This is a genomic window from Stenotrophomonas acidaminiphila (assembly GCA_002951995.1).
GTDB classification, from domain to species: Bacteria; Pseudomonadota; Gammaproteobacteria; order Xanthomonadales; family Xanthomonadaceae; genus Stenotrophomonas; species Stenotrophomonas acidaminiphila_A.
Map to the genome: position 1 here is coordinate 962,539 of CP019797.1, position 16,128 is coordinate 978,666.

Sequence of the window (16,128 nt, forward strand, 5' to 3'; positions counted from 1 at the left end):
GGCATTCACGCTTATGATGCGCCGCTTCGATTCATGCAGCAGATGACCGCGTGACTGACTCCCGACTCGCTTTCGTATTCCCCGGCCAGGGCTCCCAGTCGCTGGGCATGCTGGCCGAACTGGCCGAACTGCACCCGCAGGTCCGCGATACCTTCGCCGAAGCCTCCGAAGGCGCCGGCGTGGATCTGTGGGCGCTGTCGCAGGGCGGCCCGGAAGAGCAGCTCAACCGCACCGAGTACACCCAGCCGGCGCTGCTGGCCGCGGGCATCGCGGTGTGGCGGCTGTGGGGGGCGAACAACGGCGCCTCGCCGGCCGTGCTGGCCGGGCACAGCCTGGGCGAGTACACCGCGCTGGTCGCGGCCGGCGCGCTGTCGCTGCGCGATGGCGCGCACCTGGTGCGGCTGCGCGGCCAGCTGATGCAGGAGGCCGCGCCAACCGGCGTCGGCGCCATGGCCGCGGTGCTCGGCGCCGAGGACGCGCTGGTGCAGGAAATCTGCGAACAGGCCAGCGGCAGCCAGGTGGTGGTGCCGGCCAATTTCAATTCCCCGGGCCAGATCGTGATCGGCGGCGACGCCGCCGCGGTCGACCGCGCGCTGGCGTTGCTGGCGGAAAAGGGCGTGCGCAAGGCGGTCAAGCTGGCCGTGAGCGTGCCTTCGCACACGCCGCTGATGCGCGAGGCCGCCAACCGCCTGGCCGTGGCCATGGCCGGGCTGGACTGGCGCACGCCGTCGCTGCCGGTGGTGCAGAACGTCGATGCCCAGGCCCATGCGGGCGTGGACGCCATCCGCGACGCGCTGGTGCGCCAGCTCTACCTGCCGGTGCAGTGGACCGGTTGCGTGCAGGCGCTGGCCGCGCGCGGCGTGACCCGCGTGGCCGAATGCGGCCCGGGCAAGGTGCTGACCGGCCTGGTCAAGCGCATCGACAAGAGCATCGATGGCCGTTCGCTCGCCACCCCGGCCGATTTCGCCGGCGCGCTGGAAGAGTGGGCCGCCTGACCCCTACGATACGGCCGGCGTCCGCGCCCGGCCCCGACCTGCAGCCGCAACCTGCGGCGCACCAAGAGGAAACCGCATGAGCAAGCCATTGCAGGGTGAAATCGCGCTCGTCACCGGCGCCAGCCGTGGCATCGGCGCGGCCATCGCCGACGAACTGGCCGCGCAGGGCGCCACCGTCATCGGCACCGCCACCACCGAATCCGGCGCCGCCGCGATCGGCGCGCGCCTGGCCGCGCAGGGCGGCCACGGCCGCGCGCTGAACGTCACCGAGCCCGGCGCGGTCGACGCGCTGATCGATGCGGTCGGCAAGGAATTCGGCGCCATCAGCATCCTGGTCAACAACGCCGGCATCACCCGCGACAACCTGCTGATGCGGATGAAGGACGAGGACTGGCAGGCGATCCTGGACACCAACCTGACCAGCGTGTACCGCACCTCCAAGGCGGTGATGCGCGGCATGATGAAGGCGCGCAAGGGCCGCATCATCAACATCGCCTCGGTGATCGGCGTGACCGGCAATGCCGGCCAGGCCAACTACGCCGCGGCCAAGGCCGGCATCATCGCGTTCTCCAAGTCGCTGGCCAAGGAAATCGGCAGCCGCGGGGTGACCGTGAACGTGGTCGCGCCGGGCTTCATCGATACCGACATGACCAAGGACCTGCCCGAGGACGCCAAGACCGCGATGCTCGGCCAGATCGCGCTGGGCCGCCTCGGCGAGCCGGCGGACATCGCCCGTGCGGTGGCGTTCCTGGCCGGCCCGTCCGCCAGCTACATCACCGGCGAAACCCTCCACGTGAACGGCGGCATGTACATGCCGTAAGCGTGCGGCGCATGGAATGCGCCCAAGTGGTTGATCGCCGTGGCATTTTGCCAGAATGCAAGGCTCCGGCGCTTTCCACTACACTATCCCACGGCCATCGCTTCCGATGGCGCCTTTTGAACCACTACTCCATCTGGAGCGATATCCAATGAGCACCATCGAAGAACGCGTCAAGAAAATCGTCGTCGAACAGCTTGGCGTCAAGGAAGAGGAAGTCACCAACAGCGCATCGTTCGTCGATGACCTGGGCGCTGACTCGCTGGACACCGTCGAACTGGTGATGGCGCTGGAAGAAGAGTTCGAGTGCGAGATCCCGGACGAAGAAGCCGAGAAGATCAGCACCGTGCAGGCCGCCATCGATTACATCAAGGCCCACGTCAAGGCCTGATGACCGGCGGCTGATGCGCGGCGGCGGCACGTCCGCATGCCGCGCACGGCAAGCCCATGGGGCCGCGACAGCGGCCCCATCCCATTCGGGCGCCGGCCGCGCAGCGGCCCGTCCGGTGGGCGTGGACGCCGCGCCAGCGGCGCGCCCACGCAATCTGGAATCCGGCCGTGAACGGCCATGTGCATCCGCGTCCCCCGCGTCATACCCGCATCGAGCACCGGGTCAGGAGAAACCGCAATGAAGCGTCGCGTCGTCGTTACCGGCCTGGGCATGGTCTCGCCCCTGGGCAATGATCTGGCCAGCAGCTGGCAGGGCATCATCGAAGGCCGTTCCGGCATCGGTCCGCTGACCCACATCGCCGACGCCTACCTGGAACGCTTCACCACCAAGATCGCAGGTGAGGTCAAGGAGTTCGACATCACCGCCGACAACGAACAGTTCGGCAAGTACCGGGTCAGCGGCAAGGATGCCAAGAAGATGGACCCGTTCATCCATTACGGCCTCGGTGCCTCGTTCATGGCCCTGCACGATTCGGGCCTGGAGATCACCGAAGCCAACGCCGAGCGGGTCGGTGCCATCATCGGCGCCGGCATCGGCGGCCTGCTCGGCATCGAGGAACAGACCATCGAGTTCCACGAGGGCAAGAAGATCTCGCCCTTCTACGTGCCCAAGACCATCATCAACATGCTGCCGGGGCAGCTGAGCATCATCGCCGGCCTGAAGGGGCCGTCGTTCTCGGCGGTTTCGGCCTGCGCCACGTCCAATCACTCCATCGGCACCGCGATGCGCATGATCCAGTACGGCGACGCGGACGTGATGGTGGTCGGCGGCGCCGAGCGCGGCTCCTCGCCGACCGCCGTGGGCGGCTTCTGCGCGATGAAGGCCATGTCCACCCGCAACGATGACCCGGCCCGCGCCTCGCGGCCGTGGGACAAGGACCGCGACGGCTTCGTGCTGGGCGACGGCGCCGGCATCCTGATCCTCGAGGAATACGAGCACGCCAAGGCGCGCGGCGCGAAGATCTACTGCGAACTGGCCGGCTTCGGCGCCAGCTCCGACGCGTACCACATGACCGCACCGAGCGAGAACGGCGAAGGCGCCGCGCGCTGCATGGTCGCGGCGATGAAGGACGCCGGCGTCACCCCGGAGCAGGTCGGTTACCTCAACGCGCACGGCACCTCGACGCCGCTGGGCGACGTGGGCGAGACCATGGCGATGAAGACCGCCTTCGGCGACCACGCCTACCGGATGATGGTCAGCTCCACCAAGTCGATGACCGGCCACCTGCTCGGCGCCGCCGGCGGCGTGGAAGCGATCTTCTCGGTGCTGGCGCTGCGCGACAACGTGATCCCGCCGACCATCAACTTGGACGAGCCGGGTGAAGGCTGCGACCTGGACTACGTGCCCAATGTCGCGCGCCAGGCCAGGGTCGACGTGGTGATGTCCAACGGCTTCGGCTTCGGCGGCACCAACGGCACGCTGGTGTTCAAGCGCGTCTGAGCCGCCGTCTGCTGCGCCCTCTCCCTGCCGGGAGAGGGGGCGGCGCGCGGGCGCACCGGGTCATGCCCGGGTCCACCCGCACCGGCGGCGCGGTTCCCGCACCCGCGCCGCAGGGAATCTTCCCCCGCCGGGCGCAGGCGCCGCCCTCCTGATCTCCGGGCCACCGATGCATCTTTTCCCCCTGCACGCCGACACCGACCTGCTGGCGCTGCATCGGCTGTCCCCGCAGCGCTACCCGCTGCTGCTCGAATCCACCGCCGCCGGCCGCCAGGGCCGCTGGGACCTGCTGCTGGTCGCCGATGGCGGCCAACTGCGGCTTGATGCCGATGGCACGGTGCGGCGCGAAGACGGTACCCCGGTCGAAGGCGGCTTCCTGGACGCGCTGGACCGCGACTGGCAGGCGCTGCGCATCGCGCGCGATCCGGACGCTGCGGCGGTTCCGTTCCGGGGTGGCTGGGCGCTGCTGCTCGACTACGAGCTGGCCGGGCAGATCGAACCGGTGCTGCGGCTGCCGGCGCGCGTCGACGGCCTGCCCGCCGCGCTGGCCCTGCGCTGCCCGGCGGCGGTGCTGCGCGACCGCGACAGCGGACGTTGCATCGCGCTGGCCGAGGACGGCCGCGACGCCGTGTTCGCGCAGCTGCGCCAGGACCTGCACGCGGCGCGGCAACTGCCGGAGCTGCCGGCCTGGCAGCCGCCGCTGGCACTGGACGAGGACGCCGACGCGCAGTTCATCGACGGTGTCCGCCGGGTGATCGATTACCTGCATGCCGGCGATGTGTTCCAGGTCAATCTCTCGCGCCGCTGGCAGGCGCGCTTCGCGCGGCCGCTGGCGCCGGCGGCGCTGTACGCGCGCCTGCGCCAGGCCAATCCGGCGCCGTTCGCCGGGCTGTTCGCTGCGGCCGGGCGCGCGGTGGTCAGTTCCTCGCCGGAGCGGCTGGTGTCGGTGCACGGCGATGTGGTGCAGACCCGGCCGATCGCCGGCACCCGCCCGCGCTTCGACGGCGACGACGATGCCGCGCGCATCCGCGAACTGGTCGGCCACCCCAAGGAGCGTGCCGAGCACGTGATGCTGATCGACCTGGAGCGCAACGACCTGGGCCGCATCGCGGCGCCGGGCAGCGTCGAAGTGGACGAGCTGATGACGGTCGAAAGCTACGCCCACGTGCACCACATCGTCAGCAACGTGCGCGCGCGGCTGCGCCCGGAGGTGAGCCCGGGGCAGGTGATCGCCGCGACCTTCCCGGGCGGCACCATCACCGGCTGCCCCAAGGTGCGCTGCATGGAGATCATCGCCGAGCTGGAACAGACCGCGCGGGGCGCCTACACCGGCGCGTTCGGCTGGCTCAACCGCGATGGCGACATGGACCTGAACATCCTGATCCGTACCGCCGAGGTGCAGGGCGACACCGTGCGCTTCCGCACCGGCGCCGGCATCGTGGTCGATTCCGACCCGTCGCGCGAACTGGACGAGACCCGCGCCAAGGCGCGCGGCCTGCTGCGCGCGCTGTAGCGCCGCGGCCACCGCCATGGCGGGAAGCCTGCCGGGCCGTCAACGCCGGCAGCCGCGCCGGGCGATTGCTTGGCGGCCGCGACGCGGCGCGCGGTATCCTGCGCGGCAGGATCGGACTTCGAGGTAATCCATGGGGCTTGGCAAACGCGGCTGTCTGCTGACGGTGCTGATGCTGCTGCTGACGCTGGCCGGCATCGTCGTCGGCATCGGCGGCTGGTTCTACTACCGGCAGGCGCAGTTCGCCGAGGTGCGGCTCACGCCGAGCCAGGACAGCGTGGTGGTCGCCCGCGGCGATGGCCTCAACGCCGTGCTCGACAAGCTGCGCCAGGCCGGCATCGGCGAAGGCCGCGATTACCAGTGGCAGTTGCTGGCACGTCAGCTCGACGCCGCCGGCAAGCTCAAGGTGGGCGAGTACGCGCTGGATGACGCGCTCACCCCGCGCGAACTGCTGCTGCGCATGCGCCAGGGCAGGGTGCTGCAGCACCGCGTGACCCTCGTCGAGGGCTGGAACATCCGCCAGCTGCGCGCCGCACTGCGGCGGGCCGAGCCGCTGCTGCACGAAACCGATGCGCTGGACGATGCCGAGCTGATGCGCCGCCTGGGCTTTCCCGACCAGCACCCGGAAGGGCGGTTCCTGCCGGAGACCTATGTCTACCAGCGCGGCGACAGCGACCTGGACGTGCTCAGGCGCGCCCATGCAGCGATGGAAAAGGAACTGGCCGCAGCCTGGGCCGCGCGCAGCGAGGACCTGCCGCTGGCCTCGCCCTATGAACTGCTGATCCTGGCCTCGATCGTCGAGAAGGAAACCGGCCTGGCCGCCGAGCGGCCGCAGATCGCCGGGGTGTTCGCGCGCCGCCTGAAAATGGGCATGCGCCTGCAGACCGACCCGACCGTGATCTACGGCATCGGCAGTGCCTATGACGGCAACATCCGCAAGGTCCACCTGACCACCGACACGCCGTACAACACCTATACCCGTGCCGGCCTGCCGCCCACGCCCATCGCCATGCCCGGCAAGGATGCGCTGGCCGCGGCCGCGCGCCCGGCGCCGGGCGACGCGCTGTATTTCGTGGCGGTCGGCGACGGCAGCGGCGCGCACGTGTTCTCGGCGACCTACGCCGAACACAACGCGGCCGTGGCGCGCTACCTGCGCCAACTGCGCGACAACCGCGCGGTGGAGGCGCAGCAGTGAGCGACGTTTTCGCCCCCTGGCAGCAGCGCGCCCATGACCAGACCGTGGCGGCGCTGGACGCCGGCCGCCTCGGCCATGGCCTGCTGCTGTGCGGGCCGGCCGGCATGGGCAAGCGCGCGGTGGCGATGGCGCTGGCCCGCCACGTGCTGGATACCGGCATGGACGCGGCCGGACGCGCGCGCAACGCGCAGCTGATCGCCGCCGGTACCCACCCGGACCTGCAGGTGGTGTCCTTCATCCCCAACAAGACCGGCGACAAGCTGCGTACCGAGATCGTGATCGAGCAGGTGCGCGAGATCTCGCAGAAGCTGGCGCTGACGCCGCAGTACGGCGCGGCCCAGGTGGTGATCGTCGACCCGGCCGATGCGATCAACCGTGCCGCCTGCAACGCGCTGCTCAAGACCCTGGAAGAGCCCGCGCCCGGTCGTTACCTGTGGCTGGTCAGCGCCGACCCCGCGCGCTTGCCGCAGACCATCCGCAGCCGTTGCCAGCGGCTGGAGTTCCGGCTGCCGCCGCGCGAGGAAGCGCTGGCCTGGCTGCAGCGCCAGGGGCATGCCGAAGGCGCCGCGCGCGAAGCGCTCGACGCCGCGCGCGGCCATCCCGGGCTGGCCGACCGCTGGCTGCAGGGCGAGGGCATGGCGCTGCGCCGGCAGGTGGCCGAGGAACTGGACAGGCTCGCCGGCGGGCGCGTCGGCGCGGTGGAGCTGGCCCAGCGCTGGAGCGGTGACGAACACGCCGACCTGCGCCTGCGGCATGCCGCCGATCTGGCCCTGCGCCGGGCCACGGACGGCTTGACCGATCCGGGCCGATTGCACAAGCTGGCCGCCTGGTTCGATGCCGCCAACCGCACCCGCGACCTGCTGCGCACCACGGTGCGCGCCGATCTGGCGATGGTGGAGCTGCTGCTGGGCTGGGCCGCGGCCAACCCGCCGCCATCCAAAGGAAACAACCGATGAGTGCGACGAACGCGCGCCAGGGCATTCTTTCCCTGGCGGTCAAGGACAAGGCCGCGCTGTACAGCGCCTACATGCCGTTCGTGAAGAACGGCGGCGTGTTCGTGCCCACGCCCAAGCGCTACTTCCTCGGCGACGAGGTGTTCGTGCTGCTGACCCTGCCCGATTCCAGCGAGCGCCTGCCGGTCGCCGGCAAGGTGGTGTGGGTCACGCCACTGGGCGCGCAGGGCAACCGCCAGGCGGGTATCGGCGTGCAGCTGGCCGACGGTGCCGACGGCGAGGCCATCCGCGGCCGCATCGAGACCCTGCTGGCCGGCACCGCCGGTTCGGACAAGCCGACCCACACCATGTAGGTGGCGTGGGCGCCGCCGGCGCCCCGCAGGGGCGGGATGCACGCGCCGGCAGGCCGCCTTGGCGGGCCCGTCGCGGTACCGGGCCGGGCCTGCAAAAAAGTTGCATTGATCCGTTGACGTCTTCGCGATTCCCCCTATAATGAGCGGCTCGCAACACGGGCGGTTAGCTCAGCGGTAGAGCATTGCCTTCACACGGCAAGGGTCGCAGGTTCGAACCCTGCACCGCCCACCAAGACACTGTTGCAACGCATGAAGACCGGCCCCAGGCCGGTCTTTTGCGTTTTGCCTTCCGTGGTCTGGATCGCCCGTCGTCCGGGCTGCACCGCGGGTTGCGCGATGCGCCCGGTTTGCGCTCACTGCGCCGGGTAGGGGCCGAACGCCGCCTTGACCCGCATCCGCTCGTCGCCGTCATCGACCACGAACACGCGGTAGCTGTCGCCCCCGGGAGCGGTGCGGATCACCACGTGGCCCTGGGTGCTGCGCGCCTGCCGCTCGATGCCGTAGGTGGTGCGCGCGGTGGCCTCGGACACGTGGGTGACGAAGATGTCGCGCTCGCCGGGCCACAGCGCCTTCGAGGTGAGCCGGTGCCAGGTGTTCACCGCCGGGTGGCCTTCGGCGCGTGCGGTCACCACGATCACCCGCGGGCGCAGCGCCGCCAGGAACGCGGCGCTGTTGGCGTCCCAGCTGCCGTGGTGGTTGGCCTTCATCGCATCGATCGGGCCGGCGGCTTCGGCCACTGGCCGTTCCACCTGTTGCCACGCACCGTCGCCATCGGGCAGGGCGACGCGCTCGTCGCTGAGGTCGCCGCCGCTGAAATAATCGAACCTGCCATAGCGGATGACGAAGGCGTTGCTGAGAATGTTCTCGATCGGCTGCTGGTCCTTGCCCAGGGTGTGCAGCGGCGGGAACAGGTCGCGGGTGGCGTTGCCCTGGCCGGTCCAGACACGGCCGTTGCCATACAGGTTGCGGATCTCGAAGCCCGGGTAGTTGCCGGCCGCATGCAGCAGCGCGATCTGGTCGTTGCGGCCGGGTGCGAAGCGTTCAACTTTCAGGCCGCGGTGCCGGATCTGCCAGTCGAGGAACCGGCGGTAGTTGTCGAGCGTGGCGTTGCGGATCGGCGCCGGGAAGTCGTAGTGCGGCCAGCCGCGATCCAGGATCGTGGCGATCGGCACGGATTCGGCGACCTGGGTGATGCCGCTGAGCCGGTAGGCGCCGTTGGCGGCGAGCGGGGAGTCGGCGGTGATCGCGCCCATGTGGTCGCCATGGAAATGCGAGAGCAGCGCGTAGTCGATGCCGCCGTGGCCGCGCGGCAGCACCCGCTGGACGTAGCGCGCGACCCATTCCCCCGGCGGGCGCGACGCATCGGGCCGGCTCGGCAGCGAGAACGGCGGCGCTTCGACCGTCTTGCCGCTGGCGTCCTCCAGCAGGGTGGTGCCGTCGGGAAGGATGAAGAACAGGGCGTCGCCGCGCCCGGTGTTGATGTGGTGGATGTCCAGTTCGCCGTCGCGCCATGGCGGCAGCGGCTGGCCGATTTCCGGTGGCCGTGCGAAGGCGCTGGCGGCCAGAGCCGGCAAGGCAAGCAACAGGATGCGTGTGTTCATGGGCGTGTAGGCGGGAGCGCGGCCGACGGGCAGCCGCGGAAATGCCGATGCGGAAGTGGACGTGGAAGTACCGGCGCGGGTGTCATGCGCGGTGCAGCTTGGGCACGTGCGGTTCGACGATGAAGCTGGCGCGGGTGGAGATCCGCCCGCCCTTGCGCTGCACCTGGTCCATCACCCTGATATCGGTGCGCCATTGCGTGGCGCTGATCTCGTGGACGTGGTAACCGCGCAGGTTGTCGATCAGCTTCAGGAACGGGTTGTCGGCCTGGTCGAAGCGGCGCACGCTCGGCGAATCGACGGCGCCGTCGCCATTGGACGAGATCGAAGTGGCGAGGAACTCGGTCGCCACCGCGGGGCCGTCGCGCTCGTCGTCGCGCAGCGGCACTTCGGCCACGGCATTCATGTGCGCATCGCCGGTGGCGATGACCACGTTGCCGAGCTTGCGGTCGTGGATGCCCTGGAGCAGGCGTCGCCGCGAATCCGGGAAGCCGTCCCATTTGTCCTCGTACGCGCCGTGCAGGCGGCCGTCGGGGTCGCGTCCCTGCAGCGGCATCACCCAGACCTGCTGGGCGATGAGGTTCCAGCGGCTGCCGCCGCCCAGGCCTGCATGCAGCCAGGCTTCCTGTTCCGCGCCGAGGATGTTCGAGTCCTGGCCCTGCTCGAAGCGGCATTTGGCCAGCGACCTGGGATTCGGGCAGATCTGGTTGCTGCGGTGGCTGCGCGTGTCCAGTACGTGCATGCGCAGCAGGTTGCCGTAGTCCAGCCGCCGGAAATACGCGGTGCCGCCATCGGCACGCGGCAGCTGCGCGCGGCGTACCGGCGAGTTCTCGTACCAGGCCTGCATCGCGTGCAGCCTGCGCAGCGCGAACAGTTCCGGCGGGGTGCGGTCCTGGTCCCAGGGGCCGTTCCAGTCGTTGTCCACTTCGTGGTCGTCGAACGAGCAGATGAAGGCGACGGCGGCATGCGCGGCCTGCAGGTCGGTATCGCTCTTGTACTGCGCGTAGCGGCGGCGGTAGTCGTCCAGGGTGTACAGCTCGTCGCCATGGTGCAGCCGCTCGACCGGGTTGCCGGCCGCGTCGCGGATCGCGTACCCGGCCTTGCGCGACGCCGCTTCGCTGCCTTCGTAGATGTAGTCGCCGTAGTGGAACAGGGCGTCGAGCTCGGGTTCCTCGCCGAGATGGCGGTAGGCATCGAACCAGCCATGGAAGTAGGCCTGGCAGCCGGCCACGGCGATGCGCAGGCGCTCAGGGATGGCGCCGGCGCGCGGCGCGGTGCGTGCGCTGCCGGTGGCGCTGGCGTCGCCGCCGTCGATCATGAAGCGGTACCAGTACGGACGCGCCGGCTGCAGCCCGGCCACTTCCACGTGCACGCTGTGGCCGAGTTCGGGCCGTGCCAGGTACTCGCCGCTCCGGACGACGCGCGCGAAGTGCGCGTCCTCGGCCACCTGCCACTTCACCGGCACCGCGACCATCGGCATGCCGCCGTGCTCATGCAACGGCCTGGGCGCGAGCCGGGTCCAGATCACGAAGCCGTCGGGCCAGGGGTCGCCGGCGGCGACGCCGAGGGTGAAGGGGTAGCCTTCGAGCGGCGGTGCGGCGCGTACGCCGCGTGCCGGCGCCAGGCCGGCGAACAGGGCCAGCGAGCTGGCGCCGAGCAGGAACCTGCGGCGGCTGAGTTCGGGAAACGTGCGCATGGTCATCCTCGATGTGCAGGAGGCGGCGCACCGCGCGGTGCGCGCGCCGGAGGGATGTGGACGGCCCGCTCAGAAGCGGGCGCGGATGCCGATCGAGGCCTTCTGCCCGCTGTAGATGTCGATCTGGCTGTGGTGGCCGCTGCTGCCGGGCCAGATCTCGTCGTTGGCGTACCAGGTGCCGCGGTGGCGCCTGAGCAGGTTGTTCACCGAGAAGAACGCCTCCAGCCCCAGGACGTTGTCGCGGGTCTTGCGGATGAAGGTGTAGCTGCCCGACAGGTTGACCTCGGCGTAGGGAATGAACGGCTGCGACTGGGTGATGGTCCCGCCCGGGGTGGCGATGTTGCCGGTCTGGCCACGGTCCTTCTCGTTGGAATAGACGCTGTTGAGGCTCAGCCGCACGCGCCCGTACTTCCAGCCGACGCCGAACTGCGCCACCTGCGAGGCCACCCGCGGCAGCGGCTCGGACGGATTGGCGTACATGTACGCGCCGCGCACGGTCAGGCCACGCAGCACGCCGGGCAGGTAGTCCATGGCATGGTTGAACTCCAGCTGCCAGGCATCGACGCTGATGGCGCGGTCGGACTGGTTGGCCGACGTGCTGAAGGTGGCGTCGGCATACTGGTCGCCGCTGTAGCCGAACTCCTGCGCGGACAGGTTGCGGGCGACGATGCCGTTGCGGATGCGGTTGTGGTAGTAGTTCAGCGCGACCAGGCCTACCGGTTCCCAGTACTTCACCGCGCGCAGCGCGAAGTTGTCCGAGTACTCCGGCTTGAGGTTGGCGTTGGGCGCGGTCACCACGGTCCCGTCCTCGGTCTCGGCAACCGACCACACCCCGGCGATCACGCCCACGTCCGGGCGCTGGATGGCGCGGTTGTAGCCGGCGATCAGGTCCAGGCCATTGTCGAAGGAGTATTTCAGCGAGGCGCTGGGGAAGAAGTCGTCGTAGCGGCTGCGGCGCTCGATCCGGTCGCGGGTCAGGTACTGGTACTTCAGTCCCTCGATGGTGGTGGCGCGGCCGCTGCCGGCGTCCACGGCATGGCCGGCGGCCGCCACTTCCTGCGCGCTGAGCGGGTCGAACTCATGGCCGGTGTTGCGGGTCTGCTCCCAGCGCACGCCGAACTGGCCCTTGAGGCGCGCGCTGAAATCGGCCGTCGCCATGACGTAGGCCGAACCGATCTGCTCGTCCAGCCGGCGCGAGTTGGCGATATGGGCGTCGTACCAGTTCGCCGCGGTCAGCGTGTTGCTCCATTGTTCCGGGTTGGCCTGCATCATCTGGTACAGCCTGGTCAGGCTGGGCATGTACAGGCTGCCGCCGTTCAACGTGGTCACGGTCATGCCGCCACGGCCGAAGGTGAACACGTTGTCGCTGCGGATGTGTTCGAGCAGTTCGGCCTTGCCCATCGGCCCGGTGTAGGTCCACTTGTGCGCGGCGGAGGTGTTCTCGTAGGCGTAGCGGGTGGTGGACAGCTTCAGCCCGGTCTTCCAGGTCACCGGCACGCTGCCGATGTCCTGGAAGATGCTCAGGTCCAGGCTGCCGCCGCTGTTGCGCGCCTCGGCGGTCTTGCCGCTGCGGGTGGTGACCGTCGCCGGGCCGCTGAAGGTGTAGCTCGAGGGCAGGCTCCAGTCCGGTCCGCTGGTCTGGACGATGTTCCAGTCCTGCGCGTACTGGCTGCTGCGCGAGGCGCTGAAGTTGCCGGTCGAGGTGACCGGGTTGAAGGTCTGCACCTGGCCCTTGCGGGTGGAGTCGTACTGGCTGTCGGAGTTGGAGTAGAACAGGTTGCCGGCCAGGCGGAACTTCTCGGTGCTCCACTCGAAGCTCGGGATCAGGTTGCGGCTGTGGCCGAACTTGTAGTTGTAGGTGCTGGCCGTGCTCAGGGTGGTGGCGGTGGCGGTGGAGCGGGTGGTGAAATCCAGCGCGGGGTCGCCCTGGACGCCGCGCGAGCGCGCATTGGTGGTGAACGTGGGCGCGGGCTGCGCCGCTTCGATGTCGCCGCGGCTGGCCGAGGCCATCAGCGACAGGATCAGCTGGTCGGTGGCCTTGAAATCCACGCCGAGCGAGGCGGCCCGGCGGTTGTACTCGCGTTCGTAGTTGGTGCCGACGATCGAGGTGACCGCATACGGCTCCGGGCTCGCCGCGGTGGGAATGTAGTTGCGGTTGGCGGTGGTCTGCACATGCTCGACCAGGCTGGTGCTGTTGCTGATGCCGGCGGCGACGCCCAGGCGCCCGTCGAGGAACACGTCGGCGTAGCTGGCCTTGAAGCCGGGCAGGAACCTGCGGTCGTAGCCGCCCTCGCGCGGGCCGCTGCGGTACTTGTCCCACAGCGCGGCGTGGGTGGCGCCGCTGACATCGACGGTGATGCGCCGGCCCTTGCCGTCGAACGCCTTGCGGGTGCGGATGTCGATGGTGCCGGCCGGGGCGTTGGCGTCCATGTCGGCGCCGCTGGTGGTGTAGACGGTGATCGAATCGACGCCGGTCAGGGCCGATTGCTCGAAACTGAAGGTGCGCGAGGCGGCGGCGCCGTCGTTGGCATCCACGCCGGCCAGCTTGACGCCGTTGATGGTCACCCCGGTGTACTGCTGCGGCAGGCCGTGCAGCGAGATGTTGCGCGGCACGTCGTCGGCGGTGACGTCGAAATCCACGCCCGGCATGTTCTTCAGGAACTCGCCCGGGTTGCCGTCGATGATCTCGCCGTAGCTGTCGGCCGAGAGCGTGTTGGTGATGTTCATCGACGCGCGCTGTTCCATGATCGCGCGGGCGTCGCCTTCGCGCGCGCCGACCACCTGCAGCGTGTCCAGGGTGGTGTCGGCGCCGTCGCCGCGCCCGGCGAGCGTGCTGTAGAGCTCGATGTCCACCCGTTCGCGGCCGTCGTCGTCCAGTCGCACGGTCTTCTCGACCTCGCCGAAGCCGGCGTAGCTGACGCTGATGGTGACCTCGCCGGCCGGCACGTCGGCCAGCGCGAACTCGCCACGCTCGCCCGAGTACACCGTGCGGGTGCCGGCGGCGCTGGTGATGCGCACCGCGGCATTGCGCAGGAAGCCACCGGTGGCCGGGTCGAACACACTGCCGGTGATGTAGCCGGTGCCCTGTGCGGGCGTGCCGCCGGCGGCCTGCTTCCTGCGCAGGGTGATGATGCCGCCGTCGTCCGAACGGATCTCCAGTCCGGTGCCCTGCAGCAGTCTGCGCAGCGCATCGCGGGCATCCATTTCGCCGCGGATGGCCGGCGTGTGGATGTCCTGCAGTGAGCCGGCGGGCGCCACGATCTGCACGCCGGCCTGGCTGGCGAACTCGGGGATCGCATGCGCCGCCGGCTGCGCCGGTACGTTGAAGTGGCGCTGCTGCGCCATCGCCTGGGGCGTGGACGCCAGTGCCAGTACCACGGCGCTGGCCAGTAGGAGCTTCTTCGGTTGGATCATTTCGCTGCTCTTGGTGTGGGGGTGCCCGACGGGGTCCCTTCATAGAGCTGCGGCACCGGGTGCTTCCTCCATCTGTCACGAAAAATTCATGGGCGTGCCGGCGCGGCGGCAGGCGCCGGCATCGGTCACGGCCGCCGGCTGAGCACGACCACGCCGTCGCGTTGATGGGCCTGCGCACCGAACACCGCGGCCGCGGCACGCGCGAAGCCGACCGGGTTGCTGGCGGCGAACAGGCCGGTAATGGGTTCACCCGCAAGGTCCGGGTCGGTGATGACGATGCGCACGTCGCTGTAGCGCGAGAAGCTGTGCGCCGCGTCCGCCAGCGACTCGCCGCGGAAGGCGATCTTGCCGTCGCGCCATGCCAGCTCCTGCTGCAGGTCGGTGGCCGACAGCGGCGTGGGCGCGGCCGCCGCGTGCCCGGCCGGAAGCGACAGGCGCATGTTGGCGCCGATGCCGGCGCGCACCGCGCCGCCGTCCACCGCATCGAGCCAGCCGGTCTGCACCACGATCTGCGCCGGCTGGCCGGCCAGCCGGCGCACGGCGAACGCCGCCGTGCCCGCGTCGAAGCGGCGGCCATCGACCTCCACCCGCAATGGCGTGGCATTGGCCGCGGCCTCGAAGAACACTTCGCCGCGCTCCACCTCCACCCGCAGGCGGCCGTCGTCGTCGTGGATGCTGACCCGGCTCTGGGTGTTGAGGGTGAGCGTGGAGCCGCCGGCCAGCGGTACCCGGCGCATCTCGCCCTTGGCGGTGGCATAGGCGGTGGGTACCGGGACGCTGACGAACAACAGCGCGGCCAGCACCAGCGAGGCGGCCACCGCGCCGGACCAGCGCAGCAGTGCACGGTAGCGGCCATCGCCGCGGTTGCGGGCGGGCGCCGTGGCGGTGGCGCTGGCGGCGGCCTGCAGGTGCGCGCGGTGCAGCGTGTTGCCGGCAGCGTGGGCCTGCTGCCACAGCGCCTGCGCGCGTACCAGCGCGCCGCGGCGGCGGATATCGCCTGCCAGCCAAAGCCGCAGCCGCTGCTGGTCGGCCGCGTCCAGCGGCGCCCGGTCCATGCGTGCCACCCAGGCCGCGGCGGCCCGTGCGATCTCAGCGCTGCTTTCGGGTCCGTCCATGGGGCGATCTCGTGTCCGCATGTTGCGTGGAGGGGGAAGGGGCATGGGCCAGGCCGGCGCTGATCCAGTCGCCGAGCCAGCGGATGCCACGGGAGATGTGTTTTTCCACCGTGCTTTCGGACAGCCGCATGCGCCGGGCGATTTCCCGCTGCGGCAGGTCGTGCACGCGACGCAGCACGAACGCTTCGCGGGTCTGGCCGGGCATCGCGGCGATGGCCTGCGCCAGCTGCCGCAGTTCGTCGCGGTCGATGGCGCGCTCTTCCGGGGTGGCGGCGGCGTCGGCGAATTCGACGTGGCCGAAGTCCTCCATCGCCTGGATCGACACGATCCGCGCGCGGCGCAGGTTGCGTATCACCAGCGACTGCGCGACCTGGAACAGATAGGCGCGTGGATTGAGGATGTCGTCCAGCCGGGGGCGCTCGGCCAGCAGCGCGTAGCTTTCCTGCACGATGTCGTCGACATCGAAGCCGGCGCCGTGGCGGCGCCCGAGCCAGGCCCGCAGTGCCGGCTCGTGCGGCAGGATGTGGCGCACGAACCAGCGTGTCCTTGCGCCGTCGTCGAGCAGGGCATCGACGGCCCCGGTCTCTTCAATTG

The 16,128-nt window shown here is 70.1% G+C and carries 13 protein-coding genes and 1 tRNA gene; 9 read left to right on the plus strand and 5 right to left on the minus strand.

Annotated elements, in window-relative coordinates:
- Positions 1-50 precede the first annotated feature (50 nt).
- The 9 genes from B1L07_04290 (at position 51) to B1L07_04330 (ending at position 7,943) form a co-directional block, all read left to right on the plus strand.
- Positions 51-995 (plus strand): [acyl-carrier-protein] S-malonyltransferase, encoded by a 945-nt coding sequence (locus tag B1L07_04290; GenBank protein AUZ54455.1) that lies wholly within the window; start codon positions 51-53, stop codon positions 993-995.
- A 76-nt stretch (positions 996-1,071) separates the two neighbouring features.
- Positions 1,072-1,815, plus strand: a complete 744-nt coding sequence (fabG, locus tag B1L07_04295; GenBank protein AUZ54456.1) for a 3-oxoacyl-ACP reductase — start codon at positions 1,072-1,074, stop codon at positions 1,813-1,815.
- A gap of 148 nt (positions 1,816-1,963) precedes the next feature.
- Positions 1,964-2,203, plus strand: coding sequence for an acyl carrier protein (locus tag B1L07_04300; protein AUZ54457.1), 240 nt, complete (start codon positions 1,964-1,966; stop codon positions 2,201-2,203).
- Between the two features lie 237 nt (positions 2,204-2,440).
- Positions 2,441-3,703: a beta-ketoacyl-[acyl-carrier-protein] synthase II gene (locus B1L07_04305; GenBank protein AUZ54458.1), complete on the plus strand. Its 1,263-nt coding sequence runs from the start codon at positions 2,441-2,443 to the stop codon at positions 3,701-3,703.
- Between the two features lie 166 nt (positions 3,704-3,869).
- The gene (locus B1L07_04310) at positions 3,870-5,213 is read left to right on the plus strand and encodes an aminodeoxychorismate synthase, component I (protein AUZ54459.1); all 1,344 of its coding nucleotides are present in this window, start codon (positions 3,870-3,872) and stop codon (positions 5,211-5,213) included.
- 130 nt (positions 5,214-5,343) lie between these two features.
- A complete protein-coding gene (locus tag B1L07_04315; protein ID AUZ54460.1) occupies positions 5,344-6,405 on the plus strand; it encodes an aminodeoxychorismate lyase in 1,062 nt (353 codons plus the stop codon).
- Positions 6,402-7,361, plus strand: coding sequence for a DNA polymerase III subunit delta' (locus tag B1L07_04320; protein AUZ54461.1), 960 nt, complete (start codon positions 6,402-6,404; stop codon positions 7,359-7,361). Before B1L07_04315 ends, B1L07_04320 begins: the two co-directional genes overlap by 4 nt.
- On the plus strand, positions 7,358-7,711 hold the full coding sequence (locus B1L07_04325; protein AUZ54462.1) for a pilus assembly protein PilZ: 354 nt from the start codon (positions 7,358-7,360) through the stop codon (positions 7,709-7,711). The genes B1L07_04320 and B1L07_04325 overlap by 4 nt, the downstream gene beginning before the upstream one ends.
- 157 nt (positions 7,712-7,868) lie before the next feature.
- Positions 7,869-7,943: transfer RNA gene (locus B1L07_04330), tRNA-Val, on the plus strand.
- 121 nt (positions 7,944-8,064) lie between these two features.
- Here B1L07_04330 and B1L07_04335 read toward each other — a convergent pair.
- The 5 genes from B1L07_04335 to B1L07_04355 form a co-directional block, all read right to left on the minus strand.
- Complete coding sequence (locus B1L07_04335; protein AUZ54463.1) at positions 8,065-9,312, minus strand: hypothetical protein; 1,248 nt, start codon at positions 9,310-9,312, stop codon at positions 8,065-8,067.
- Positions 9,313-9,394: 82 nt separating this feature from the next.
- A complete protein-coding gene (locus tag B1L07_04340) occupies positions 9,395-11,011 on the minus strand; it encodes a hypothetical protein (protein ID AUZ54464.1) in 1,617 nt (538 codons plus the stop codon).
- Between the two features lie 63 nt (positions 11,012-11,074).
- Positions 11,075-14,419: a hypothetical protein gene (locus B1L07_04345; protein ID AUZ54465.1), complete on the minus strand. Its 3,345-nt coding sequence runs from the start codon at positions 14,417-14,419 to the stop codon at positions 11,075-11,077.
- Positions 14,420-14,544: 125 nt separating this feature from the next.
- The gene (locus tag B1L07_04350; GenBank protein ID AUZ54466.1) at positions 14,545-15,534 is read right to left on the minus strand and encodes a hypothetical protein; all 990 of its coding nucleotides are present in this window, start codon (positions 15,532-15,534) and stop codon (positions 14,545-14,547) included.
- A complete protein-coding gene (locus tag B1L07_04355; protein ID AUZ56450.1) occupies positions 15,509-16,099 on the minus strand; it encodes an RNA polymerase subunit sigma-24 in 591 nt (196 codons plus the stop codon). The genes B1L07_04350 and B1L07_04355 overlap by 26 nt, the downstream gene beginning before the upstream one ends.
- Between the last annotated feature and the right edge of the window lie 29 nt (positions 16,100-16,128).